This is a genomic window from Pseudodesulfovibrio alkaliphilus (genome assembly GCF_009729555.1).
In the GTDB taxonomy this organism is placed as follows: Bacteria; Desulfobacterota; Desulfovibrionia; order Desulfovibrionales; family Desulfovibrionaceae; genus Pseudodesulfovibrio; species Pseudodesulfovibrio alkaliphilus.
This window is the reverse complement of record NZ_WODC01000012.1, coordinates 1-24,439: the sequence shown is the minus strand read 5'-3', so window position 1 is coordinate 24,439 and position 24,439 is coordinate 1. Positions and strand designations below refer to the sequence as shown.

The following is a 24,439-nucleotide window of genomic DNA, read 5'->3' as shown; positions in this document are numbered from 1 at the left end:
CGCACGGCGGCTTCGGCCTCGTTGCCCTCGCCCCTTGCCACCCGGCCGGGAGATGCTGTACCGTGCGCCCCATGACACAGACACCCGTGGATAGAAAAGCCCTGCTCGCCCATGTCAGGCGGGTGGTCATCAAGGTGGGCAGCGCCGTGCTGACTACCGGCGACGGACTCAACGCAACAGCCCTCCACCGCCTGGCCGCGCAAATCTCCGGCCTGGGCAACCGAGGGCTCGACGTGGTCCTGGTCTCGTCAGGGGCGGTGGCCGCGGGTCGCCAGCGTATCCGCGAACGCACCGCCAGGAAAAACGGCAAGACCTTTGCCGACCTGCCCTCGCGCCAGGCCGCCTCGGCCATCGGGCAGGGCCGCCTGATGCACGACTATGACGAAGCGTTTGCCGCCCACGGCAAGATCACGGCCCAGGTGCTGCTGACCCGCAGCGGACTGAAAAACCGAGAGCGCTTCCTCAATGCCCGCAACACCATGGAACGTCTCCTGGAATGGGGCGTGGTCCCCATCGTCAACGAAAACGACACTGTCTCGGTCAAGGAACTGGAGTTCGGCGACAACGACACCCTCGGAGCCATGTGTCTCGGGCTGATCGGCGCTGACCTGTTCATCAACCTGACCAGCGCGGACGGCGTCTTCGACAAGAACCCAGAGACCAACCCGGACGCCCGGCCCATGCCCTGCATCGAAACCATCGCCGCACTGGACATAGAGGCCATGTGCGACGGCAAGACCAGCGTGGGAACCGGCGGCATGTATTCCAAGCTGAGGGCGGCCCGTCGGGCGGCCCAGCTGGGCGTGCCCACTGTCATCGTTTCGGGCCGGGGCGAATTCGACCTTGCGGCCGTGCTCGACGGCGAGGAACGCGGCACCCTGGTCCTGCCCGAGGACCGGGCAGTCTCCAGCAAGAAATTCTGGCTCGCCTACCACGACGACCCTTCCGGGGCCATCGTGGTGGACAAGGGCGCCGCCAACGCCCTGGCGACCAAGGGCAAGTCCCTGTTGCCCATCGGCATCCGCTCGGTACAGGGGTGCTTCGAGCGCGGGGCGCTGGTGTTCATCGAGAACCTGGACGGCGACCGCCTGGGCGTGGGACTGACCAATTTTTCCTCGACCGAACTGGACAGGATCAAGGGACTGCGCACGGACCAATTGGCCAAAACCATCGGTCCCGTCACCTTTGACGAGGCCGTGCATCGCGACAACATGCTGCTCGACGCCGCCATCTGACCAGGACCGTTTTGCGACGCCTCTATCTCGACAAGAACCTCCAGCTCGTTTTCGGCGTCACGCTGATGGCGATCCTGGGTGTCTCAAGCATCATTCCGGCCCTGCCGGACATGATCACCGGACTGGACATCACCCCATCCCGCATCGGGCTGGTCATCGCCGCCTTCACCCTGCCCGGAGCGCTCCTGGCTCCCCTGGTGGGCATCCTGGCCGACAGGCTGGGGCGCAAGGCCGTGCTGGTGCCCTCACTCTTTCTTTTCGGCATCTTCGGCTTTGCCTGCTTCTTCGCCAGGAACATCGAACAGTTGCTGATGCTGCGTCTGCTCCAGGGCATTGGCGCAGCCCCCCTTGGGGTGCTCTACGGCACCATCATCGGCGACCTGTATCAGGGACCGGAGCGGGGACGCGCCATGGGTTACAACGCCTCGGTCCTCTCCATGGGCACGGCGGGCTTCCCGGCCCTGGGCGGTGCGCTGGCCATGCTCGGCTGGCAGTATCCCTTCATCCTGCCCCTGCTGGCCATTCCTCTCGGGCTGGTGGTCCTGCGCCATCTCGACGCCCCCGAACCCAGGAGCGGTGGCAGCTTTCGGGACTATCTTGCCGGGGCCTGGGAGCGCATCCGCACCCGGCAGGTGCTCGCCCTGTTCGCCACCACCCTGATGACCTTCATGGTCCTTTACGGGCCCATCGTCACCTATCTGCCGGTGCTTCTGCACCAATCCCATCAGGCCACGGCCATGACCATCGGGATGGTCTTTCTGGTGGCCTCGGGCTTTTCCGGCATAGCCTCGTTCCTGCTCGGCCCGCTGGCGGAGCGGTTCGGCCAGCGCAGACTGCTCATGGCCTCGGCCGTGCTCTACGCCCTGTCCATGATCCTGACCCCCAGCGCACCGGGCCTGTGGCATGTCCTTCCGCCTGTGGTCTGTTTCGGTCTGGCCCAGGGCCTGAACATCCCCACGGTCATGACCATGCTGGCCACCATCGCGCCCATGGAGCAACGCGGCGCGTTCATGGCCGCCAACGGCCTGCTGCTTCGGCTGGCCCAGACCCTGGCCCCCCTTGTCATGGGCGGACTCTACGCCCTTTTCGGCATGGCCGGGGTGTTCGCCGGGGGGCTGGCTTGCGCGGCCGTCATTCTGTTCCTGGCGATTTTCTGGGTTCAGGAGTAGCATCAGGGCATGATCTGCCCGCCCCTGCCCACCGGACAAACCTTCTGCGCTGACGCCACGGGCGCGACCATTCCGTGCCGCGGCACCGGACAGGACGCCGAATTCTTCGCCCGCCGCGCCCCAGGACCGGAGCGATTCACGGCCAACCAGGACACGGCCACGGACACCTTGACCGGCCTGACCTGGCTGCGCGATGCCAATGCGCCGGGTTTCCCCCTCTCCTGGCAGGAAGGCCACGACTTCATCGGGGCCATGAACCGACGCGGCCACGCCGGACATCGGGACTGGCGCATGCCCGATCGACGTGAACTCTTCAGCCTTGTCTGCTTCGATCAAGCCAACCCGGCACTGTCCGCAGGCCACCCCTTCATCAACGTCTTCGACGGCTGGTACTGGTCCGCGACGCCCTCGGCCATGCACCCGTCTCAGGCGTGGCATGTCCAGCTCTCGGGCGGGCGCATGTTCTGGGGCAGCCGCACCGGCTACGAAATGGTCTGGCCCGTCCGCGGCGCAAGCCAAGCCCTGCCAAAAACCGGGGCGGGCGACACGGTCAACGTCCCCTGGCCCGAGCCTCGCCTTGCCCGGCAAGGCTCTGTGGTGCGCGACGCGCTCACGGGACTGACCTGGACCGCCAGCGCCGATCTGGCAAACGGCCCCACGGACTGGACAACCGCCCTTGCGGCCCTTGCCCGGCTGAACCGCGACAAGGTCGGCGACATCGTCCAGTGGCGTCTGCCGACCATCCGCGAACTGGAATCCCTGGTGGACGCCTCGCGCCATTCCCCGGCCCTGCCCGCCGGACACCCCTTTGACCGTCCTTCCGAGGCGTACTGGTCGTCCACCAGCAGCGCCTTTGAGCGCGACTGGGCCATGTGCCTCTACCTGCACAAGGGGGCCGTGGGCGTGGCCCACAAGGGCGACCGGGGGTTTCATGTCTGGGCCGTGTCCGCTCCCGTTTGACGCCCGACCCGGCAGCCCGATCTGGAAGCCCGATCTGAAAGGTTGACCTGACCACTCCAATGGAATATGCGAAAACGGATCGCCAGGACGAACAGCGCGTTGCGCCCCGGTTTTTTTGTGGCCCCGGCTAATCCTCTGCCCGGTACCTGCCGATAAGAGCGGCAAGCAAGGAAGGTCAACCATGTCTCTGCGAGCACACCTGCAACACAAATTCAATCCGCTCCATGTCTACTGTCGTCTGCGCTGCCTGGGCGTGGGCCACGCCCAGGCCCGCGCCGTGTGCTCCTGTTACGAGAGAATGCTCTACCGGCTCGTGCTGGCCTGATCCCGCTTCGCGACCCGAATCATGCGGGCCGCCCATCCTCACGGGATGGGCGGCCCGCGTTGCGTTGGCGGCGATATCTTCTTCGCGATCAGCCATTATTCGCTGAAATGCTTTGCATCCATCCGGCTAGGCAGGCAAGCTTTTCGATGCCCCTGGGCCCATACACCAAGGGATGCGCCACGACCACGGCAGCCAGTACGTCTCGAATCGGTTACGGAGTGCAAGGCGCGTTCGGGAAAAGGGGATACGCAGAGGTCGCTCATGTCTTTACCGCAAAGCACACCCCTCGCGTTTAGGGAGCTTTATCAAAACAGACTAAGGCTCAACGCTTGACAGCGCAGATATACGCGAATAGTTAGTCGTCATTCCCGCACAAGGAAAAGGAGGAGCTACATGTTGACGGTGTATTTCAATTTTGTTGCGTTTGCATTTGTTGCTTTATCATTTGCCCTTTCCCTTTTACTGCATCTTAAAAAAACAGAGAGAATGAAAAAAGCAACAAACTTAACTTTCATGCTTGTTTTTTCAACAACAATGCTTTGTTTAGTCTACACATTAACAGATTTATCCAACCTTGACACACTTGGAAAATTGTTGTCATTTATCCTATTATCGAACGCCTACGCTGGCACGCTAAAAACAACTGAATTGATTTTTTCCGGAATAAAAAAATAGCATACAACGGGCAGAAACGACACCCAAGACGAAATCTGCCTTTGAGGCCTCCGCGCATTTCTTGCTCACGACCACTCTTGCGCTTCTGTTGCGAGAGAATGCTCTACCGACTCGTGCTGGCCTGAACCGACTTCGCGACCACAATCATGCGGGCCGCCCATCCTCACAGGATGGGCGGCCCGCTTCACGTTCATGGCCGGATAGTGCGCCGTCAGGCGGCTGCCTGCTCCCGGGCGCGGCGGTAGGCGACGATGTCGTCCACGGCGCAGACAGGGAAACCGTGGCGGTCGGCAAAAGACACGACCTCTGGCAGGCGGGCCATGGTGCCGTCAGCATTGGTCAACTCGCAGAGCACGCCGCAGGGGGCGAGCCCGGCCAGCCTTGTCAGGTCCACGGTGGCTTCGGTATGGCCGGCCCGCTCCAGCACCCCGCCGGGCCGGGCGCGCAGCGGGAAGACGTGGCCGGGGCTGACCAGGTCGGACGGCACCGCCCCGTCGGCCACCGCGGCCCGGATCGTGGTCGTACGGTCCGAGGCCGAGACCCCGGTGGTCACGCCGCGCGCGGCCTCGATGGACACCGTGAAGGCGGTCTGGTGGCGGCTGCCGTTTTTTTCCACCATCATGGGTAAGTTCAGGTCGCGGACCTTTCCTTCGGTCAGGCACAGGCAGACAATGCCGCTGCATTCGCGGATGAGCAGGGCCATCTGTGCCTCGGTCAGGGTCTGGGCGGCGAAGATGAGATCGCCTTCATTCTCCCGGTCTTCATTATCAACGACCAGGATGCCTCGGCCGTCGCGCAAGGCGGCCAGGGCGTTTTCGACGCGTTCGGCAGGCGAGCCGAACCGGGCAAGCAGGGACTGATTCATCGGGCAACTCCTTGCAAGAGTCGAGGTGAATCAGGGCGCATGGATAGACAGCCCCCCACGCGGACACGCAGGGGCAGACGCGAAACCGAAACCGTGTTCCGGGTTTCGCTGCGGGCTGCCTCATTCTCTTTCATCCGGACTGTCACCGTCGGCCCCGGAGTCGCACCGGGTCTGCTGACCTCCTCCACCCGGAGGAGCGCTCGCGGGCTTTCCGGTCAAGGCCGGATCACCGCCGGTGGGGACTTTCACCCCGCCCTGAGAACAAGCCCTGCCAGCAAAGCGCGGATTGCGCCCGGTGTCAAGACCGGCCTCACGATGCCACCACCAGGGAACCAGGCAGAGAAAAGGTGAAGACGCTGCCCCGGCCGGGTTCGGACTCAACCCGGATGGAGCCGCCATAATGCTCGGCGATCTCCTTGCAGATGGCCAGCCCCAGGCCGGTGCCCACGGGCCGCGAGGACGGCGCCTGGGCGCGGGAGGACTGGAAGAAGACCTCGAAGATACGCTCCCGGTCATCGGGATGGATGCCGATGCCCGTGTCCTCCACCGAAAATTCCACGCCATCTCCCGTTGTCCGGGCGGAAACCCGGATGTGTCCGGCTTCGGTGTGCTTGACGGCGTTACCAAGGAGATTGATCAGTACCTGGAGAATCCGATCGCGGCTGACGTGCAGCACGGGCAGGCCCGCAGGCGCATCCGCCACCAGTTCAAGGTTCGGATTCCCTGCCAGTTGGCCCGAGATGGCGGCCACGGCGTCGCGCACCAGTTCGTCTGTGCGTACGTCGCACTCCTGCCAGTCCATGCGTCCCGCCGTGATCTTGCTGAAGTCGAGCAGATCGTTGATCAGGCGGCTCAACCGTTCAGCCTCGGTCCTGACGATCCGAAAATTCTGGAGGTGCTTGGCGATGCGTTCCGACGGCTGGTCGCATGCCTCAAGGCTCGGCCCGAAAGACTCCCGGAAGGTCCGCTCCATGAGCTTGACGAAGCCGAGTATGGAGGTGAGCGGAGTACGCAGCTCATGAGACGTGGAGGAAAGAAAGTGCGACTTGGCCTGATCGAGCCACTTCAGTTCCCGGTTGGCCTCCTCAAGCTCGGTGGTGCGCTCGGCCACGCGCCGCTCCAGGTCGTCGTGGGCCGCTTGCAGCGCCTGCCTGCTCTCGACTATCTGGGCCAGCATGGCGTTGATGTCCCTGGCCAACTCGGCGATCTCGTCGCGCCCGTCGATGTGGACCCCGCCCGCGCCGGTCATATCCAACGCACGGACTTGGCTATTGAGACTTTCCACCCGCGAGAGCACCTTGCGCCGCAACAAATAGAACACCAGCAGGCCAAAGGCGACCAGCGCCGAGGCCAGGATCATGAAATTGAGGTGAGCCACCTCCCGGCCCTTCTTGGAAATGGCTCGGTCGCACACGGCCTGGACCACCAGTCCGGGGAGGCCCTGGATGTCCCGCACCAGGGCGTAGGCGTCCATGATCCCGGCATCGCGGGGCAGCACAGCTGTCCCCTCGTCCGACAACAGCCCCGCGGCCAGTGCGCCGTCCATGTCCGGCGCAAGGCGGCCGCCCTCCAGGGGATGAAACACCACCTCCAACTCAAGCCTTTGGGAGAGGGCCTGCCGCACGGCGTCACCGAGCCTCCTGGCCATGAGCATCTGTCCTGTGGAAGGACCGCCTCCCTGGGAGTCGAGGATTTCGCGGCGAACGAAGAACACGGCCCCCTCGGGCCGAAGCAGCAGGCCGCCGCGCCCTGTCTCCTCCACGCCGGGCGAGGCGGCGGGCAGATCGGATTGATGTATCGCCGCCACCAGATCAGCCAGGAGCGCACCGTCATCCCTCCCGTCCTGGTCAAGGGCGCGACCGAAAACGATCCTCCCCTGCGCATCGGTGATCACCACCGCGCACAGGGCCTGATTGCTGAAGGTCTCGGCGGGCAGATTGGATTCGATATACTCGGGATTGCCGTTGCTGGCGAAGTGATAGGTGTCGTCCCAGGACGCCCAGTCCCAGACAAAGGAGTCCAGGGCCTGGATCTCGCGCAGAACGCCGTTTCTGACCCGTCTGGCCTCGGCTGCGGCCAAACCGCGCTCCAGGGAGTCGAACCCGTCCTTGACCACCGAGTTGGCGACCCACGCCTCAATGGCGAGAAACACCAGGGTCACGATGGCGATGGAAATGAAGGTGATCCGTCTGAGCCGCATGGTGCCTCACGCAGGATTTGGGGATGGGCAGCGCTTCCGGCCGGTTGCGCATTGTGTCAGCCTAGCCTGTTTTCAGGGGGTGCGCAATGTCCGCACAGGAGGGCCCTTTGCGCAACCAGCCATTTCCTCCCGGAAAAGTCATGTTTGATCAAGATGTTCCTGGCCTCTTGCTCCTATCGTATTTATGGGGTAAGCGATCTCTCCATGCATGAAATGTCCATCGTCGAATCCATCCTCGGCATCCTGCGCGAAGAGATGATCAAGCATGACGGCCACCGGCTCAAGAAGGTGGTGATCAAAAACGGCGCCCTGGCCGGAGTGGTCACCGAGTCCCTCGTCTTTGCCTGGGACGCGCTCACGCCCGGCGGCGAGTTCGACGGCTCCAGACTCGAAGTGATCGAGGTGCCCATCCGGGTGGCCTGCGGCGAATGCGGCGAGGAATTCAGCCCCGACCATTCACGGTGCATGCCCTGCCCCAAGTGCGAGGCGCTGCTTGGCCACACCGTGCTGCAAGGCAAGGAAATGCTCATCGACTCCATTGAGATCGACGACGAGTAGCGGCCGCAAGCCGCAGTTTTTTCACCGCTCCGGCGCAACGACAAAGAGGTGGCTCATGTCCAAGGAAGTAACCATCGTCCGCAACGTGCTCGAAGCCAACGACCGGCTCGCCGAAGAGCTGCGCGCCACCTTCAGGGCCAAGAAGATTCTCTGTCTGAACCTGATGAGCTCGCCCGGCGCGGGCAAGACCACGGTACTTGAACGCACCCTGACCGACCTGAAGGACGAGTTCCGCATGGCCGTGGTCGAGGGCGACCTGCAGACCGACAACGACGCCCGGCGCGTGGCCGCCACAGGCGCCCAGGCAGTGCAGATCAACACCGAGGGCGGCTGTCATCTGGATTCGGGCATGGTGCTTGACGCCATCAAGGCCCTGGACATGGACGCAGTGGACATCCTCTTTGTGGAGAATGTGGGCAACCTCGTATGCCCGGCCGAGTTCGAGGTGGGCGAGGACCACAAGGTCACGCTCCTGTCCGTGGCCGAGGGGGACGACAAGCCCGAGAAGTACCCCCTCATGTTCCACATCTCCTCGGTCATGCTGCTCAACAAGGTGGACCTCCTGCCCTATGTGGATTTCGACCTGGACAAGGCTTCCGGACACGCCCGCACCCTGAACAAGGACATTGAGGTCATCGCCATGTCCGCCCGAACCGGCGAGAACATGGACGCCTGGTACGACTGGCTGCGCCGGAAACGGGCCGAAAAACTCGCAGGCAAATAGACCGCATCCCGTTACAATGGCTTGCCCCCCCCGGCCTTGCGCCGGAGGGGGTTTCTCGTCCCGGCGGCAAAAGGCCGCCACGCCCCATTGGCATAACCCGCGCCAGGGGGTATGGTCCCCCCATGTCCTTTCCCCGCAACCTGCCCCTTGAAGAGGTCTTCGCCTCCATCGCGGACGGGCTCTTCACCGTGGACGCCGACTGGAACGTGACCTACTTCAACGAGTCGGCCCAGCGCATCACCGGCATCCCGGCCGCCGAGGCCCTGGGCCGCAAATGCTGGGACGTGCTGCGCTCCAGCCTGTGCGACGGCCAGTGCGCCATGGCCCACTGCATCCGCCGGGGAGACCGCGTGGTCAACAAATCCATCTTCATCGTCCGGGGCGACGGCACCCGGGTGCCGGTCTCCATCTCGGCCTCGGCCCTGCGGAACGCGGACGGCGAGGTGGTGGGCGGCGTGGAGACCTTTCGCGACCTGACCGAAATCCACGTCATGCGCCGCAAGGTTGAGGCCCTCTATCGGTTCGAGGACATCGTGGGCCGCAGCCCGGCGCTGGAAAAACTCTTCGGCATCCTCCCCCAGGTCAGCGCCAGCCAGGCCACCACTCTCCTCCTTGGCCCCTCGGGCACGGGCAAGGAACTCTTTGCCCGCGCCATCCACTCGCTCAGTCCGCGCAAGGGCGGCCCCTTTGTGGCCGTCAACTGCGGCGCCCTGCCCGACACCCTGCTCGAATCCGAACTCTTCGGCTACAAGGCCGGGGCCTTTACCGACGCCCGCACCGACAAGCCCGGCCGCATCGCCCTGGCCGAAGGCGGCACCGTGTTTCTCGACGAGATCGGGGACCTGCCGGGCAACCTCCAGGTCAAGCTGCTGCGCTTTCTGCAGGAAAAGACCTATGAACCCCTGGGCGGGTTGGCTCCTGTCAAGGCGGATGTGCGCGTTGTCGCGGCCACCAACCGCGACCTGACCGCCCGAGTGGCCGAGGGCGCCTTCCGTCAGGACCTCTACTACCGCCTCAATGTGGTCACTCTGCGCCTGCCGCCCCTCTCGGAACGGCGCGAGGACATTCCGCTGCTGACCGACCACTTCGTGAACGAGTTCAACGCGATCCAGGGCAAACACGTTCGCGGCCTGAGCGAAGACGCGCTGCACCTGCTCATGCGTCACGACTATCCGGGAAACGTCCGCGAACTGGAGAACATCCTCGAATACGCCTTCATCCTCTGCGCCAAGGGATTCATCCAGGTGGAGCATCTGCCCGAATACCTGCACCCGGGCGACCGCCCAGTCTCGGACAACGGCCTGGGCGGCAGCATGGAGGAAATCAAGCGCCGCGCCGCCCACCGCGCCCTGGAGCGCAACAATGGACGCAAGATGGCCGCCTGCCGCGAACTGGGCATTTCCAAGGACACCCTGCGCCGCCTCCTGGCTGACGACACCCATCCTTAGGGCGAATAATTAGCCCTTGCGCCTTGTTTTGGCGTTTTTTTCGCCCTGTTTTTTCTTCTTTTTTAGATAAAGCTTGAAATTATAGACTTTTTCTGATGGCACGCTTGATGCTTAAAGCAAGGCATGTCGGAATGGTCCTGGCGAAGTGCAACGCATGCGGCATGAAACCGGAACGCTACTTTGTTTGGCGTGCTACAAGGACCGCCTGGCATCCGTCTGCGAAAACGCGGACGAGTACAAGCTGTTTGAAATGCGTGACGATTCGATTTACCCCGCAGGCCGCCTATCCCTTCCCTCAAAGGACCCTATGGACAGGACATCCGCCATATTGGCCTGCGGGGTATCCCTTTTGCTGTGCGGCGCCATCTGCGCCGACACCCGCGCCCTGCTCGAACAGGGCGGGGTGCATGTCATTCCCTGGCTCACGGGAGGCATCCATGAAGTCATGGACGCCCTGGGGCGCGGGGGCCTCTCGCGGCTGGTCATGCCCGGTGCGCCCGAGTGCCCCGCCGCGCCGGACACGGGCCATGTTTGACTTTTTCCTGACTGCGGGTATTTCTTTGGCGTGCACCGGGCCTGACACCCGGAACCATCAACACCATCAGGCGGCCCTGGGCCGTTTTCTCGGGAGAAGATCATGAGCGAATGCAGCGGGTGCGCCTCGGCCGCGCCGGACGGCAGCTGTTCCAGCAGCACAGGGTGCGACAAGGGCGAGGAAAAGCTTCAGAAGACCTTGGGCCGCATCAAACACAAGATCGTGGTCATGTCCGGCAAGGGCGGGGTGGGCAAGTCCACCGTGGCCGCCAACATTGCGGTGGCCCTGTCCCTGGCGGGCAAGAAAGTCGGGCTGCTCGACGTGGATGTCCACGGGCCGAGCATTCCGCGCCTGCTCTCCCTCAAGGGTCAAAAGCCCCACATGGGCGACCAGATCATGGAGCCCGTGTCCTGGAGCCGGAATCTATCCGTCATGTCGCTGGGCTTCCTGCTTGAGGACGACCGTCAGGCCGTCATCTGGCGCGGGCCGGTCAAGATGGGCCTGATCAAGCAGTTCGTCGAGGATGTCATGTGGGGCGACCTCGACTTCCTTGTTGTGGACTGTCCTCCCGGCACGGGCGACGAGCCCCTTTCCACTCTCCAGACCCTTGGCCCCACGGCCATCGCGGTCATCGTCACCACCCCTCAGGGCGTAGCCGTAGACGATGTGCGCCGCTCGGTTTCCTTTGTGGGCGAACTTGGCAACCGCGTCCTCGGCATAGTCGAGAACATGTCCGGCTTCGCCTGCCCGGACTGCGGCGCAGTCCACAACATCTTCAATGCCGGGGGCGGCGAGGCCCTGGCCAAAGAGGCGGGCGTCCGCTTCCTGGGCCGCATTCCCCTTGACCCCGAGGTGACCGCCTCGGGCGACGAGGGCTACCCATTCATGAAGATCCACCGCGACACGGCCACGGGCAAGGCCATGCAGCAGGTCATCGAACCCCTGCTCGCCTTCCCGGAATAAACCTGCCATCAGTCAAGGCCGGGATGCTCATCCCGGCCTTTTCCCGTCTTTGCACCGGCCCGCAAACAGGGTATTGATCGGCCATGCCCCGATACATGAAGAACCTCCTCGCCCTGACCGGGGTGATCATCGTGGCCTGGTTCCTGGTTTTCCTGCACGACTGCGTGGCCGGGCTGGCCGCCTTTGCCGGGCGCTTCGACCCGGCCTTTGAACCTTGGGCCTACTGGGCGCTGCTCGCCCCGGTCCTGGTCTCGCTTGGCTGGGCGCTCAGGGCAGCCTTTCTGCGGCCAAGACCCCTGCTCGTCCATGCGGACCCGACCCCCGCGGAGATGGCCGGGTTCCGCAGGGCCATGGTCCAGCGGCTGACGCGCAACAAGACGCTGCGCGAGGCGGGCATCAACGTGGAGTCGGACGCCGACCTCGAGGCAGGGCTGTCCTTCCTGCGCCAACGGGCCGATGCCGAAATCAGGACCACGGCCCGACAGGTGTTCATCAGCACTGCCCTGGCCCAAAACGGCCGCCTCGACTCGCTGGTGGTCCTCTTTCTCATCTCCCGGCTCACATGGCGGCTTTCGCGCCTGTACAACCAGCGGCCGCACTATCGCGAAACGATCAACCTCTATGCCAACATAGCAGCCACCTCACTGCTGGCCGGTTCCGTGGACGAACTGGGCGTGGACGAATACGTACGCGAACTCATGGGGCCGCTGGTGGGCGGCTCGGCTATCGGGGCCGTTCCGGGCGCCCAGGCCGTGGCCGGGGTCATCACCGCCTCGGTCCTCAGCGGCACCACCAACTGCCTGCTGGCCCTGCGCTGCGGCATCGTGGCCCGCAACTATCTCGACCTGAGCCTTGAGGCCCGGGGGGCCATGCGCCGCTCGGCCACCCTGGAGGCATCGCGGGTGTTCATGACCTTGAGCGCGGATACGGTCCTCTACGTCACCCGTGTGCTGGTCAAGGGCTCCACCAGCGCCATGCGGGCCGGTTCGGCTCGCGTCTTTCGCAACATGGGCGATGCTGCCGCCGGAACAGTCGAATCCATGGGCAACGGGGCCAGGGGCCTCCGCCGCTCCGTGGCCAGGCTCGGTCAAAGGCTCGGCCAAACGGCCAAGAGCGCAGTCAACACTATCAAAAGAGCAGCGGCTCCGGGCAAACACCAGACCCCCGAGAGCAATGACACCGATCCCAAGCCATCGCGCCAGAAAAACCGCACCGCCTCTAGGGGCAGTCGGACCGGAGGCCCGCTTTCTTCGCTGATTTCCCGGTTCGGACGCCGGAACAAACCAGGGAACGGAAACACGCCCCCCTGAACGCCTGCTGACGCGACTCTGCACAACATATCCGTCTTGCAGAAAAAAAACAGAAAACCAATCACACCCCCTTGATTTTTGTTTTTCCGTGGCTTACGGTTTAGCATATTATACCAGCGGCACCCGTGGAGGCGCGGTCTGAATGTTGTCCGACGCTGGTTTGAATCGAAACAGGCATATCAAGAAGCAGCGTGCATCTTGTTCGCTGCTTCCTTAAGTTTGGTGCACGGGAACCAAGCGCAGTCATTCATTTTTTCAGGAGACTTTTTTCCATGTCCAAGAACATCTATGTCGGCAATCTGCCCTGGTCCGCCACCGAAGAAGACGTTCGTGCCGCTTTCGGCGCCTACGGCGAGGTGACTTCTGTCAAACTCATCGAGGATCGCGAGACTGGCCGTCCGCGTGGCTTCGGCTTTGTCGAAATGGACGACGCCGGCGCCCTGGAGGCCATCGAGAACCTGGACGGCAAGGACTTTGGCGGCCGCAACATCAAGGTCAACGAAGCCAAGCCCCGTGCGGAGCGCCCCCGTTGGTAGCCCCCATTTTCAGGCTATAGCACGGCCTGCGGCGCCCGCCTCTCCCAGGGGAGGCGGGCGCTTTTGCTTTCATCCCGTTTCACCCAGGAGGTCTTTTGGTCAAGCGCAACTACTCCTTTGAAAAAAGACAGAAGGAACTGGCAAAGAAGAAGAAAAAGGCGGAAAAGCTCCAGCGCAAACAGGAACGCAAGGACGGCGACCCTCAGGAGCATGACGAGGACGAGGACCACCAGGAAACCGGCCACAGCCCCCAGGACCAGGATGGCTGACCCCGCAGTCCGCCGCCCGGCCTTGCCGGGCGAGGGGCCCGGACCCGATTCCAGGGGCCGGGCCTTTTTCGCGTTTTGGAGGGGAGAATCGCCCGGCCGCCGCGCCAACGAGAAAGGCCCCCTTGCGGAGGCCTGGATTTTTCTCGGTGCAAAAAAGGAAGTTACTTTCAACCTAGCAACGGGTGTGCCACAATACGACAACCTCGAAGAAAAAGTTTAAATATCTTCATTTCAAACACTTACACGAACGTCTTTTCTCTCTGCCCTGGCCTTTTTCCCTGAGGAGCAGTTCAAAAATTTCGATTTGCCGGGCCAGACCGCCCTGGAGGGCAAAATATTTGAACTCCGGGCAGGGCCTTCCATCTCCGCCATGTCGGCCACGCCACGAAAAACGCCCCCGCGGGAAAGTGCGGGGGCGAGGAGTCTCAAGGGAGTCCGGGCCGGGGTCAGGAAGCCCGGGCCACGGCGCGGACAAAGGCGTCGGCCGAGCGGGCGATGACCTCTTCGCCCACGCAGAAGGCAAGGCGGAAATAACCGGGATAGCCGAAGCCGGTGCCGGGCACGGCCAGGATTTTCTCCTCCTGGAGGGTGGCGCAAAAGGCCACATCATCACCTCCGGGGGCCTCGGGGAAGAAGTAGAAGGCGCCACGCGGCATGGTGTAGCGCAGGCCAGCGGCGTCGAGCACACGGGCCATGGCCTTGCGCCGGGCATCGTACACGGCCACGTCCACAGAGCTGCCCAGCGCCCTGCCGAGCAGCCGCTGGGCCAGGGCCGGGGCATTGACAAAGCCGAGGATACGGTTGGCCATGATCACGGAGGCAACGAGGGCCTCGCGGCCCTCCATGGCCGGATTGATCAGGGCGTAGCCGATTCGCTCGCCGGCCATGCTCAGGTTCTTGGAAAAAGAGGAGCAGACCACGGTGTGGGGATAGACGGGCAGGACGCTTGGCACCTCGACGCCGTCAAAGGTCAGAAAACGATAGGGCTCGTCGGAGAGGATGAAGATGGGCCTGTCCCTCTCCCGGCTGTGGCGGGCGAGAATGGCGGCCAGCCCTTCGAGTTCGTCGCGGGAATAGACCGCGCCAGTGGGGTTGTTGGGCGAGTTGATGAGCACCACCCGCGTTCTGGGGGTGATGGCCGCGTCGATGGCCTCAAGATCGAGCTCAAAGGAGAGCGGCTTGGAGGGCACGGTGATAAGGCTGGCCCCGTGGTTTTCGGCGTAGAACCCGTATTCGACGAAAAACGGTGCCGGAGCCAGAACCTGGTCGCCGGGGTCCAGCACGGCCCGGAAAAAGGCGTTGAGCGCACCGGCCGCACCGCAGGTGATGACCAGACTGTCGGCGGGAACAGACACTCCCTGCTCGCGGGAGACCTCCAAGGCCAGCTTCTCGCGTACGTCCGGGTAGCCGAAGTTGGGCATGTAGCCGAGGAAAAAGGGCTGGTCCGCCTGGGCGGCCAGGTCTGCCAGGGCCTCCTTGATGGCCGGGGGCGGCGGCAGGTCCGGGTTGCCCAGACTGAAGTCATGGACCGCATCCTCGCCGAATTCCTTCTTGAGCCGGATGCCTTCCTCAAACATCTTGCGAATCCAGGACGAACGCTCGGCGTATTTGGCCATCTGGGACGATATGAGCTGCATGAAAATCTCCTTGTGCGGCTTGGTTAGGCGGTCAGTGTAGGCCAAAGCGTCAGGCCCTGCAACCGGGGCCGGACTCGACGGATCCAGATGCGACGGATATTGACAGGCTCGCGCCGTTGGGGGACAATTCGCGATCATCCCCGGGCCACCGGGTCTTTTTTACAGGAGCCAACCAGTGAAGAAAGAGTCCGTCAGCCAGCGGGACATGAAGCGCTTCCAGCTTCAGGCCAGATCCATCATCGAAACCCTGCCGTTCATCTCCGAATTCTACGGCAAAACCATCGTCATCAAGTACGGCGGCAACGCCATGATCGACGAAAACCTCAAACGCGCCTTTGCCCTCAACATCATCCTGCTCAAGTACATCGGCATCAACCCGGTGGTGGTGCATGGCGGGGGACCGCAGATCGGCAGGATGCTCAAGGCGTTGAACATCGAGTCCCATTTCCGCGAGGGATACCGGGTCACGGACGACGCCACCATGGACGTGGTGGAAATGGTGCTGGTGGGCAAGGTCAACAAGGAAATCGTCAACCTGATCAACCTGCACGGCGGCCAAGCCGTGGGACTTTCGGGCAAGGACGGCAAGCTGATCATGGCCGAGCCCAAGGAGCTGACCGTGGAAAAGAAGGACGCCCCGCCCGAAATCATCGACCTCGGCAAGGTGGGCGAGGTGCGCGAGGTGAACACCACGTTGATCACATCGCTCCTGGCCGACGGCTTCATCCCGGTCATTGCCCCGGTGGGCGTTGACGACCACGGCGCCACCTACAACATCAACGCCGATTCCGTGGCCGGAGCCGTGGCCGCCGCCCTGAAGGCCAAGCGGCTGCACCTGCTCACCGATGTGCCCGGCCTGCTCGACGCAGACGGTGGCCTGATCTCGTCGCTGACCGTGCGCGAGGCATTCGAGGCCATCGATTCCGGGGTGGTCTCCGGCGGCATGATCCCCAAGATCACCTGCTGCATCGAGGCAGTGGCCGAGGTGGAGAAGGCCGCCATCCTCGACGGCCGGGTCGAGAACTGCATCCTGCTTGAGCTTTTCACCCGATCCGGCATCGGCACCGAAGTGGTCAAGTGAGCGGAGGACGCACATGCACTATCCTGATTGGACCACGGTCTTGGACATCGGCGACCCGGTCATTGACGAGCAGCACAAACACCTCTTCGCCATCGCCAACGACCTCATGACCGCCATCGGCCGGGACCAAGGCAAGGCCATTCTCAAGGATGTCTTCGAACGCCTCAAGGCATACACCCGCTACCACTTCAAGGAAGAAGAAACATACATGGAGCGGATCGGCTACCCCGACCGGGACGCCCATGCGGCAGAGCACGTTCTGCTGATGATGCGGGTCAAAACCCTGTGGCGTCTCATTGAGAACGGAGAGATCATCACCCCCCAGGGGGTCTCCCTGTTCGTCAACGACTGGATCGTCGAGCACATCATGCACAAGGACGCGCTTGTCGGGGAGTATGCAAAGGCCCGCCGATAATCGGTGCCGATCCGGCATCAAAAGCCCTGCCGCTTGCCATCGGCCCGCCCGGCCTGTAGCGTGGTGCCCATGTCCACGCCCACGCACCCCTTGCCTCACGGCTTCTTCACCATCATCAGCCGCGCCCGTTTCGAGGAACTGCTGCGGGAATTTCCCGCCCTTGACGCCGATCAGTGCGACCTGTCCGAGGCCGATGGCCGCATCCTGGCCCAGGATCTGATAGCCGGGCATGACTGGCCCCTGCTCGACCGCTCGTGCATGGACGGCTTCGCGGTCAGCGCCCGCGACGTGTTCGGGGCCAGCGAATCCAACCCCGCCTACCTTGAATGCGCGGCCACCCTGACCATCGACGCGATGCCGCAAACAGCCCTCGATCCCGGCCAGTGCGCCAGGATTCCCACGGGCGGCCTGCTGCCCCGTGGCGCAGACGCGGTGGTCATGGTCGAACATACAGGCGAGATGGACGGGACCACCATTGAGATGCGAAAAAGCGTGGCCCCCGGCGAAAACGTGATGCAACGCGGCGAGGATGCGAGCCAGGGCCAGCCCGCCCTGACCGCGGGAACGGTCATGCGGCCGCAGGAGATAGGGCTTGCTGCCGCCCTGGGGTTTCAGGAGATGGCCCTGGTCCGGCGGCCGCGTGTGGCCATCCTGTCCACCGGAGACGAGGTGGTGGGCGTTCGCCAGACTCCCAGGCCCGGACAGGTGCGGGACGTGAACAGCCACACCCTGGCCGCTTTGACCGCACGGGCCGGAGGTCTCCCCCGCCACTACGGGGTGATCCCGGATGATTTGGAAAGCCTGACCCAGGCCCTGAACCGGGCCGTGACCGACAACGACGCGGTCCTGCTCTCCGGCGGCAGCTCCATAGGCGTACGCGATCTCTCTGTGCAGGCCATTGAAGCCCTTGACGACGCTGCCGTGCTGGCCCACGGAGTGGCCCTGAGCCCGGGAAAACCCACCATCCTGGGCCGAGCCTCGGGCAGACCCATCCTCGGCCTGCCGGGTCAGGTGACCTCATCCCTGGTTGTCATGCACGTCCTGGTGCTGCCGCTGCTGCGCCACCTCCAGGGCGACGGTGCCGCCTTTTACCCGTCCAGGCGCCCCATGGTCCGGGCCGAGCTGGCACGCAACGTGGCCTCCAGGCCCGGCCGCGAAGACTATGTACGCATCCGGCTCGAACCGCGCCAGGATGCTCTGCCGCTGGCCCATCCGGTGCTCGGCAAGTCGGGCCTGTTGCGGACCATGCTCCAGGCCCACGGCCTGACCGCCATCCCGGCCGACTCCGAGGGGCTGGACCAAGGCCGGATGATTGATGTCTGGATAGTGTAAGCAACCGGAAGAACTGATGTCTGATTAAAATCCTTCCTGCCCGTCCAACTCGACGATCCGCCATCCATCAGGGTCTTCCACCACCACAAAGACCGAGTCCTCCTCCAGATTCCTGTCCAGATGCGCCACCTTGACCCGGTAGGCGCCAAAGACGCGCACCTCGGCGAACTTACCCTCGTTTCTGACCATTTCGAACCCCAGGCCCGAGGTGTCCACCTCGGCGGAACGCAACGCCTTGAATGTGCCGCGCTGGCGCTGCATTTCCCGGAATATTTCGAACTGAAAGTCGTTGCGGTCGCGCACATCGGCGGCGAAGAGTTCCGCAAAGTCAGGCGAGAGCGTGGTCTGCCTGACGTAGAATTCCCGAAGCAGGGCCATCAGGGGCTCGGGCACGGCGGCCGAGGGGTCTGTGGGCGGCGGCGCCATCAGCCGGGCCGGGTCGGGTCCGTCGAGCGCCGAATCCCCGCCGGGAGGGGCCGTGAGCGAAAGATACAGCTTGATCTCGGACACGGCCAGCTTGACCTTGGCCGTCAGCTCGCCCTTGGGAAACACGTCGTCCACCACGATGCGCAGCGACTTGTAGGGCCTGCCGCTGCACCGCACCATCTGCTCGCCGGGTTCGTCGCGCAGCCAAAAGCGCGTCTCGGTCCCGTCGGGATAGACCACCCGGCCCGAGCGGATACGTCGGAACTGGTGGAACCGCCCCTCGCCCTGGTGGCCGTTGAAAATCCCCAGCCGCGCGACCCGCGTGGGCACCCCGAAGGACAATTCTATCCACTGGCCGACACCCGGCCCCACGCCGCCGCCGACCCAGGCAGTGGACGGGTCGTTGTCCAGCAGGTTCTCCGGCGCATGGGGCAGGCCGAAATCCACCTTGACGCTGGACACCCTGACCGTCACCTCAAAGGCATGGGCCGAAGCGTGCCAGAGCGAAGCCAGCAGAGCCAGGACCGGCAAGGCCATCGCAAAACAGGCGGTTACGGCTGATGGGGTGTTGCGCATGGCTCTCCTCATACCACATCCCTGCCCGGTCCGCCTCCACGAAATGTCCGCATGACCCGGCAGATGACGAAGAAGGGGGCCGAAGCCCCCTGTTTCGCCGCAATGCTAGTAACGGTAATGGTCGGGCTTGTACGGGCCCTCGATATCCACGCCGATGTACTCGGCCTGCTTCCTGGTCAGCTTTTCGAGCTTGACGCCCAGGCGTTCCAGATGCAGCCGGGCCACTTCCTCGTCCAGTTTCTTGGGCAGGATCATGACCCTGGGGTCGTAGTCGTTCCCGGCCAGATCAAGCTGGGCCAGCACCTGATTGGTGAAGGAGTTGGACATGACAAAACTCGGATGGCCGGTGGCGCAACCCAGGTTGACCAGCCGCCCCTCGGCCAGGACGATGAGGGACTTGCCCGAGGGCAGGGTCCACTTGTCCACCTGGGGTTTGACGGTTTTCTTGACCGCCTTGGGATTCTTCTCCAGGTGGGCCATTTCGATCTCGGAGTCGAAATGGCCGATGTTGCAGAGGATGGCCTCGTCCTTCATGGCATCCATGTGCTCGCCGGTAACGACATGGTAATTGCCGGTGCAGGTGACGAAGATGTCCCCTCTGGGCGCCGCATCGGCCATGGTGGTGACTTCGTAGCCCTCCATGGCGGCCTGCAGGGCGCAGATGGGGTCGATCTCCGTGACCAGCACGCGGGCGCCGAAGCCGCGCATGGACTGGGCGCACCCCTTGCCCACATCGCCGTAGCCCACCACGACAACCACCTTGCCGGCCACCATCACGTCAGTGGCCCGCTTGATGCCGTCTGCCAGGGACTCCCGGCAGCCGTAGAGGTTGTCGAACTTGGACTTGGTCACCGAGTCGTTGACGTTGATGGCCGGGAAGAGCAGCTCGCCCGTGCGCTGCATCTCGTAAAGCCGATGCACGCCGGTAGTGGTTTCCTCGGACACGCCGCGAATCTTTTTGGCCATGGCCGTCCATTTGCCGGGGCTGGTGATCAGCCCCGCCTTGAGGCGGTCCATGATGATCTGAAACTCGTCCACATCGTATTCTTTGTCGCACAGGCCGGGGTCGGCCTCCACCTTGACGCCCTGGTGGACCATGAGGGTGGCGTCGCCGCCATCGTCCACAATGAGGTCCGGGCCTGAGCCGTCGGGCCAGGTCAGGGCCTGCTCGGTGCACCACCAGTATTCCTCAAGGGTCTCGCCCTTCCAGGCGAAGACCTTGGCCATGCCCGACTGGGCGATGGCCGCGGCAGCGTGGTCCTGGGTCGAGAAGATGTTGCAGGACGCCCAACGGATGTCCGCGCCCAGCTCATACAGGCACTTGATGAGCATGGCGGTCTGGATGGTCATGTGCAGCGAGCCCATGACCTTGAAGCCCGAGAGGGGCTTATCCCTGCCGTGCTTCTCGATCAGGGCCATGAGGCCGGGCATTTCGCGCTCGGAGAGCTGCATCTCCATGAGGCCCCAACCGGCCAGGGACATGTCGGCGACCTTGTTTTCGCAGGCGGGGTCCACGGGCTTGATGTTCTTGGTCATTGAATTCCTCCAAAGGGGTTGGTTGCTATTTTTTCTCGGCCTCGTACACGACGACCACAAGGCCCATGTTGACACTGAAACGGGTGACACCGACCACATCAAAACGCGCCTGATCGAGCCAGTCGAGCATCTTCTGGCTGGGTATGCCCAGCCTGCGGTCGCCGTATTCGCTCCGCATCAGCTCGTTGCCGTGGCGCTCGAACTCGGCGATGAGCAGTCTGCCGCCGGTCTTGAGCACGCGCCCGGCCTCGCGGATGGCGTCCAGCGGCCGGGGCAGGTGGTGAAGCACCAGGGACATGACCGCGCAATCCGTCTCCCAGTCGCGCAGAGGCAGATGGGTCAGTTCTCCTATGCGCAGACTCATGCTGGCGTCGCCCGAAAAACGCTCCTCGGCCAGCTCCAGCATCCGGGGCGAATTGTCCACGCCGATGACCACGTCCGCGCTGGCGGCCAGAATCTCCAGCATGTCGCCCGGGCCGCAGCCCAGGTCCGCGGCGCAGGCACACCGCGGCAGCCGGGCCTGAATCTCGCTCCCCAGGTCCAGCTCGCCCAGCACCTCGGCGGTCATCCGGTCCCATTCCGGGGCGATGTCGTCAAAAAACTGGCGAGTGGCTGCGGTGCGCTCCCGGATGACCTTGACCGCCACGTTGCGGTCGCGCCTGAGGACGTTTTCGCCCGCCATGAGCGGGGCCACGCCGTCCAGGAACTCGCGCCCGTTGCCCCCCTCGCTGGCCCGGTAAAAGGCCCACAGGCCGTCGCGCCGCACCTCCACCAGCCCGGAATCGGACAATATCTTCAAATGACGCGATATGCGCGACTGCCCCATGCCCATGACCTGCACGACCTCGCCCACGTTCAACTCGTATTCGAGCAGAACATTGACCAGTCTGGCCCGGGTCTCATCAGACAACGCTTTGCAATATTTTATTATTTCCATATTTCGCCTTATATCAGGATATCTTGATATACGGAATGATCGTTACCTAGCCCAAGAACCGGGCAGCGTCAAGCACAATCCCTTGGCGGCGATAATCCGGTTGTTGTCAGGGGCGTGAACGGGTATAGGCAGAAAGACGGGAAGCGGGCCTTGCGATAAAGGGCCAGTCCGGCGAGGGCCGGGACGCCAGGCCCAAAGAGCGGGGCAAAGCCTCCGGGAGGCTGGGTTTGTACTTGCCCGCTTCGCCGAAAGTACGATAGTCATTAATAATACCCAGGTCACCCGTTGCACCGCACGGACTCACTCGCCCCGGAACGACCCCAGGTCGCCCAGACAAGGAGACGCCATGTTCAAGAAGATACTGCTGGCCGCCACCCCGCAGATAGGCATCGGGACCGCCCCCCGGGCCGCCTTTGACCTTGCCCGCAGACACGGCTCCGATCTTGTGCTGTACCACGCCCTGCCCATCTGCTGCGATCCCTGGTCCTCTTTCGAGGAGGTGATCCCCACCGAACAGCTTGTGGAATCGGCCCGGCGCAAGATCGCCGAGCTCTATGCCGACGACCTCAAGGACATCCCCAACCACACCATCCGGGTGGTCACTGGCGCTGCGCAGGAGCATCTGCTCAAGATCATTCACACTGAAGGCGTGGATCTGGTGGTCATGGGCCACCACCGCTCGGGCATGGTCCGGCCGGACCGCATGTGGGGAGTGGTGGACACCACCATCCGCAAGGTCTGCGCCAATGTCTTCTGCCCGGTCATGGTTGTCACCGACGAAGACCCCAAGGTCTCGGATGTCAAACGCATCGTCATGGCCACGGACTTCTCGACCCCCTCGGACTCGGCCCTGTGCTATGCCATCCAGGTGGCCCGGACCTACGACGCCCATCTTGACATCTTCCATGTCATCGACATCGGCCAGAATTGTCCCAATCCCGAGTACTACATGCAGGACATGAACGTGTTCATCGACCGGATCAAGGACCGCATGGAGCGACGTTACAGCAAAGCGCTGACGGGCATCAGCCACTCCTTCGAATGCTGGGAGGGCGTACCCTATGCCGAGATCATCAAACACGCCCGCTGGAACCGGGCGGACCTCGTGATCATGGCCCAGTACTCGTCGAGCGAGGAGTTGACCAAATCCTTCATAGGCTCCACGGTGATCCAGGTGGCCCTATCGCCCGGCTGCCCTTCGCTCATCGTCAACTACCGCGCCCGGGTCTGCATGTAGGGCCGGACGGCGGCAGGGATCACGCAGCAATGGCCTTTCTGAGACACCACAGCCGAAGCGGGCGGCGCAACAAGGTCGTCCGCATCGGAAGCGCCCTGCCGGACTTTCTCGGCAGGATCGACACCAGCGGCGGAATGGCCCTTGTCCGGCTCTGGCGCGAATGGGACCGGCTCATGGGCGACATGGCCCCGCTGGCCCGCCCGCTGGGACATCGCGGCTCCCGCCTGATCCTCGCCGCCGAAGACCCGATGGTCATGCAGGAAGCGCAGTTTCTCGGCCCCCTGCTGCTTGGCAAGATAAACGGGTTTTTGGGCAAAGAAGTCTTTGACAAAGTGACATTTGAACTGCTAAACGGCAGAGTTCCTTTGGACGGGGACTTTCCCGAGCAGGAGATCACCCGACCGAAAAAGCTGAAAAAGCCTGAAAATCTGGGCGGATTGGATACTGCGCTGCCTTCGGATTCGGCCATAGGCCAATGCTACAGGGCCTATCAGCGCATGTTTGCCGACAAGTGAGAAATTGCGCCCCCGGGGGCATTCAAGGAGTGTATCATGAGCGAAGAGACCAAAGAAATCGCCTTTGACGAGCTTGGCCTGACCAAGCCCCTCGAAAAGATGACCGCCAAGGAGCTGCGCGCCCTGTGCATGAACAAGCTGCCCATGGTCGTCGGCGCTTCCGGCAAAAGCAAGGAAGACCTGGTTGCCGAGATCAAGACCGTGTTCGGCATCGTGGAGGAGGAGGCCATATCCCCCTACAAGAAGCAGATCCACGAGACCAAGCGGATCATCCGCAGCCTGCGCACCGAGAAAGACGGACTCACCGACCGCACCCAGCGCGACCGTGTACGCCGCAAGATCAACAAGCTGAAGAAGCGCACCCGCCAGCTCGCCAGAGCTGTTTAAGGTAATCGCAAAAAGAGGTTGACATGAGGGGAGCCAACCCTTAAATCAACTTCTCGCTGCTGGGCTGTCGTTCAATTGGCAGGACGACGGGTTCTGGCTCCGTTAATCAAGGTTCGAGTCCTTGCAGCCCAGCCACAAATGCGTCCCCATCGTCTAGCCTGGTCCAGGACGACGGCCTTTCACGCCGTTAACAGGGGTTCAAATCCCCTTGGGGACGCCAAGCAGAATCAACGGGTTACAGCAATCGCTGTAACCCGTTTTTCGTTTGCGTGGCTCGTCCGCGTGGCTCGAGCGCCACGTCAGCATCAACCTGTTCATGGCGGCTGCGGCGTTCAACTTCAAGAAGTGGCTGCGGGCGATGCAACATTTTTGGGCTCAAATGCTGCTCTGGATGTTTTCCTGGATCAGATGCAGGCAGGGGCATGGCGGCCTCATGGCTGCAAAAGGGCTTTTTCAGGACTGAGTCATGACCCCCGGCAAAGCCGGGGGCTTGAGTTTGTGAGCCGCTCAAAGCGGCTTTAAGAACCGCCTAAAGGCGGAATTTCAGTTGTTCGATTCGCTTATCTTCCTGCTCTTGTTTGCGAATGT

25 protein-coding genes, 2 tRNA genes and 1 riboswitch are annotated in these 24,439 nt (G+C 63.2%); of the genes, 21 read left to right on the top strand and 6 right to left on the bottom strand.

The window, feature by feature from the left end; translation table 11 throughout:
- Positions 1–71: 71 nt before the first annotated feature.
- The 5 genes from proB to GKC30_RS14090 all read left to right on the top strand — a co-directional run bounded on the left by proB (position 72) and on the right by GKC30_RS14090 (position 4,364).
- The gene (gene proB, locus GKC30_RS14105) at positions 72–1,235 is read left to right on the top strand and encodes a glutamate 5-kinase (RefSeq protein WP_155935617.1); all 1,164 of its coding nucleotides are present in this window, start codon (positions 72–74) and stop codon (positions 1,233–1,235) included.
- Between the two features lie 11 nt (positions 1,236–1,246).
- Positions 1,247–2,404: an MFS transporter gene (locus GKC30_RS14100; RefSeq protein WP_196772907.1), complete on the top strand. Its 1,158-nt coding sequence runs from the start codon at positions 1,247–1,249 to the stop codon at positions 2,402–2,404.
- 9 nt (positions 2,405–2,413) lie between these two features.
- Positions 2,414–3,364 carry an Lcl C-terminal domain-containing protein gene (locus tag GKC30_RS14095; protein ID WP_155935616.1) on the top strand — a complete coding sequence of 317 codons (951 nt, stop codon included), beginning with the start codon at positions 2,414–2,416 and terminating at the stop codon, positions 3,362–3,364.
- 181 nt (positions 3,365–3,545) lie between these two features.
- Positions 3,546–3,689: a hypothetical protein gene (locus tag GKC30_RS14925; RefSeq protein ID WP_196772906.1), complete on the top strand. Its 144-nt coding sequence runs from the start codon at positions 3,546–3,548 to the stop codon at positions 3,687–3,689.
- 393 nt (positions 3,690–4,082) lie between these two features.
- Complete coding sequence (locus tag GKC30_RS14090) at positions 4,083–4,364, top strand: hypothetical protein (RefSeq protein WP_155935615.1); 282 nt, start codon at positions 4,083–4,085, stop codon at positions 4,362–4,364.
- A 211-nt stretch (positions 4,365–4,575) separates the two neighbouring features.
- On the opposite strand, the gene ribB is transcribed toward GKC30_RS14090, so the two are convergent.
- On the bottom strand, positions 4,576–5,229 hold the full coding sequence (ribB, locus tag GKC30_RS14085; protein WP_155935614.1) for a 3,4-dihydroxy-2-butanone-4-phosphate synthase: 654 nt from the start codon (positions 5,227–5,229) through the stop codon (positions 4,576–4,578).
- Between the two features lie 118 nt (positions 5,230–5,347).
- Positions 5,348–5,496, bottom strand: a riboswitch (FMN riboswitch).
- A 43-nt stretch (positions 5,497–5,539) separates the two neighbouring features.
- On the bottom strand, positions 5,540–7,429 hold the full coding sequence (locus tag GKC30_RS14080; RefSeq protein ID WP_155935613.1) for a sensor histidine kinase: 1,890 nt from the start codon (positions 7,427–7,429) through the stop codon (positions 5,540–5,542).
- A gap of 213 nt (positions 7,430–7,642) precedes the next feature.
- Here GKC30_RS14080 and GKC30_RS14075 point away from each other — a divergent pair, with 213 nt between their 5' ends.
- From GKC30_RS14075 to GKC30_RS14920, 8 genes are all read left to right on the top strand, one after another.
- Positions 7,643–7,987 (top strand): hydrogenase maturation nickel metallochaperone HypA, encoded by a 345-nt coding sequence (locus GKC30_RS14075; RefSeq protein WP_155935639.1) that lies wholly within the window; start codon positions 7,643–7,645, stop codon positions 7,985–7,987.
- Positions 7,988–8,042: 55 nt separating this feature from the next.
- Complete coding sequence (gene hypB, locus GKC30_RS14070) at positions 8,043–8,711, top strand: hydrogenase nickel incorporation protein HypB (protein ID WP_155935612.1); 669 nt, start codon at positions 8,043–8,045, stop codon at positions 8,709–8,711.
- A 122-nt stretch (positions 8,712–8,833) separates the two neighbouring features.
- Complete coding sequence (locus GKC30_RS14065) at positions 8,834–10,159, top strand: sigma-54 interaction domain-containing protein (protein ID WP_155935611.1); 1,326 nt, start codon at positions 8,834–8,836, stop codon at positions 10,157–10,159.
- A 307-nt stretch (positions 10,160–10,466) separates the two neighbouring features.
- Positions 10,467–10,694, top strand: coding sequence for a NifB/NifX family molybdenum-iron cluster-binding protein (locus GKC30_RS15060; RefSeq protein ID WP_231117208.1), 228 nt, complete (start codon positions 10,467–10,469; stop codon positions 10,692–10,694).
- A 102-nt stretch (positions 10,695–10,796) separates the two neighbouring features.
- Complete coding sequence (locus tag GKC30_RS14055; RefSeq protein WP_155935609.1) at positions 10,797–11,657, top strand: Mrp/NBP35 family ATP-binding protein; 861 nt, start codon at positions 10,797–10,799, stop codon at positions 11,655–11,657.
- 83 nt (positions 11,658–11,740) lie between these two features.
- Complete coding sequence (locus tag GKC30_RS14050; protein ID WP_231117207.1) at positions 11,741–12,967, top strand: DUF697 domain-containing protein; 1,227 nt, start codon at positions 11,741–11,743, stop codon at positions 12,965–12,967.
- Positions 12,968–13,239: 272 nt separating this feature from the next.
- Positions 13,240–13,503, top strand: coding sequence for an RNA-binding regulator (gene rbp, locus GKC30_RS14045; protein WP_155935608.1), 264 nt, complete (start codon positions 13,240–13,242; stop codon positions 13,501–13,503).
- Positions 13,504–13,598: 95 nt separating this feature from the next.
- Positions 13,599–13,772, top strand: coding sequence for a hypothetical protein (locus GKC30_RS14920; RefSeq protein WP_196772905.1), 174 nt, complete (start codon positions 13,599–13,601; stop codon positions 13,770–13,772).
- A gap of 446 nt (positions 13,773–14,218) precedes the next feature.
- Here the strand turns inward: GKC30_RS14920 and GKC30_RS14040 are convergent, their stop codons facing one another.
- Complete coding sequence (locus GKC30_RS14040; RefSeq protein ID WP_155935607.1) at positions 14,219–15,409, bottom strand: pyridoxal phosphate-dependent aminotransferase; 1,191 nt, start codon at positions 15,407–15,409, stop codon at positions 14,219–14,221.
- A 205-nt stretch (positions 15,410–15,614) separates the two neighbouring features.
- Here GKC30_RS14040 and argB point away from each other — a divergent pair, with 205 nt between their 5' ends.
- The 3 genes from argB (at position 15,615) to GKC30_RS14025 (ending at position 18,237) form a co-directional block, all read left to right on the top strand.
- The gene (argB, locus tag GKC30_RS14035; RefSeq protein ID WP_155935637.1) at positions 15,615–16,490 is read left to right on the top strand and encodes an acetylglutamate kinase; all 876 of its coding nucleotides are present in this window, start codon (positions 15,615–15,617) and stop codon (positions 16,488–16,490) included.
- A gap of 13 nt (positions 16,491–16,503) precedes the next feature.
- Complete coding sequence (locus GKC30_RS14030) at positions 16,504–16,905, top strand: bacteriohemerythrin (RefSeq protein ID WP_155935606.1); 402 nt, start codon at positions 16,504–16,506, stop codon at positions 16,903–16,905.
- 69 nt (positions 16,906–16,974) lie between these two features.
- Entirely contained in the window at positions 16,975–18,237 is a 1,263-nt protein-coding gene (locus GKC30_RS14025; protein ID WP_231117206.1) for a molybdopterin molybdotransferase MoeA, read from the top strand.
- Positions 18,238–18,261: 24 nt separating this feature from the next.
- Here the strand turns inward: GKC30_RS14025 and GKC30_RS14020 are convergent, their stop codons facing one another.
- From GKC30_RS14020 to GKC30_RS14010, 3 genes are all read right to left on the bottom strand, one after another.
- Positions 18,262–19,239 carry an NADase-type glycan-binding domain-containing protein gene (locus GKC30_RS14020; RefSeq protein WP_155935605.1) on the bottom strand — a complete coding sequence of 326 codons (978 nt, stop codon included), beginning with the start codon at positions 19,237–19,239 and terminating at the stop codon, positions 18,262–18,264.
- A 105-nt stretch (positions 19,240–19,344) separates the two neighbouring features.
- The gene (ahcY, locus tag GKC30_RS14015) at positions 19,345–20,775 is read right to left on the bottom strand and encodes an adenosylhomocysteinase (protein WP_155935604.1); all 1,431 of its coding nucleotides are present in this window, start codon (positions 20,773–20,775) and stop codon (positions 19,345–19,347) included.
- Positions 20,776–20,800: 25 nt separating this feature from the next.
- Positions 20,801–21,712, bottom strand: coding sequence for an ArsR/SmtB family transcription factor (locus tag GKC30_RS14010; RefSeq protein WP_155935603.1), 912 nt, complete (start codon positions 21,710–21,712; stop codon positions 20,801–20,803).
- A gap of 346 nt (positions 21,713–22,058) precedes the next feature.
- On the opposite strand from GKC30_RS14010, the gene GKC30_RS14005 reads away from it, so the two are divergent.
- The 5 genes from GKC30_RS14005 to GKC30_RS13985 all read left to right on the top strand — a co-directional run bounded on the left by GKC30_RS14005 (position 22,059) and on the right by GKC30_RS13985 (position 24,071).
- The gene (locus GKC30_RS14005) at positions 22,059–22,949 is read left to right on the top strand and encodes a universal stress protein (RefSeq protein WP_155935602.1); all 891 of its coding nucleotides are present in this window, start codon (positions 22,059–22,061) and stop codon (positions 22,947–22,949) included.
- 29 nt (positions 22,950–22,978) lie between these two features.
- Positions 22,979–23,464 (top strand): DciA family protein, encoded by a 486-nt coding sequence (locus GKC30_RS14000; RefSeq protein WP_155935601.1) that lies wholly within the window; start codon positions 22,979–22,981, stop codon positions 23,462–23,464.
- 36 nt (positions 23,465–23,500) lie between these two features.
- Entirely contained in the window at positions 23,501–23,851 is a 351-nt protein-coding gene (locus GKC30_RS13995) for a hypothetical protein (protein WP_155935600.1), read from the top strand.
- 60 nt (positions 23,852–23,911) lie between these two features.
- Positions 23,912–23,986: transfer RNA gene (locus tag GKC30_RS13990), tRNA-Gln, on the top strand.
- Positions 23,987–23,993: 7 nt separating this feature from the next.
- Positions 23,994–24,071: transfer RNA gene (locus GKC30_RS13985), tRNA-Glu, on the top strand.
- Positions 24,072–24,439 lie beyond the last annotated feature (368 nt).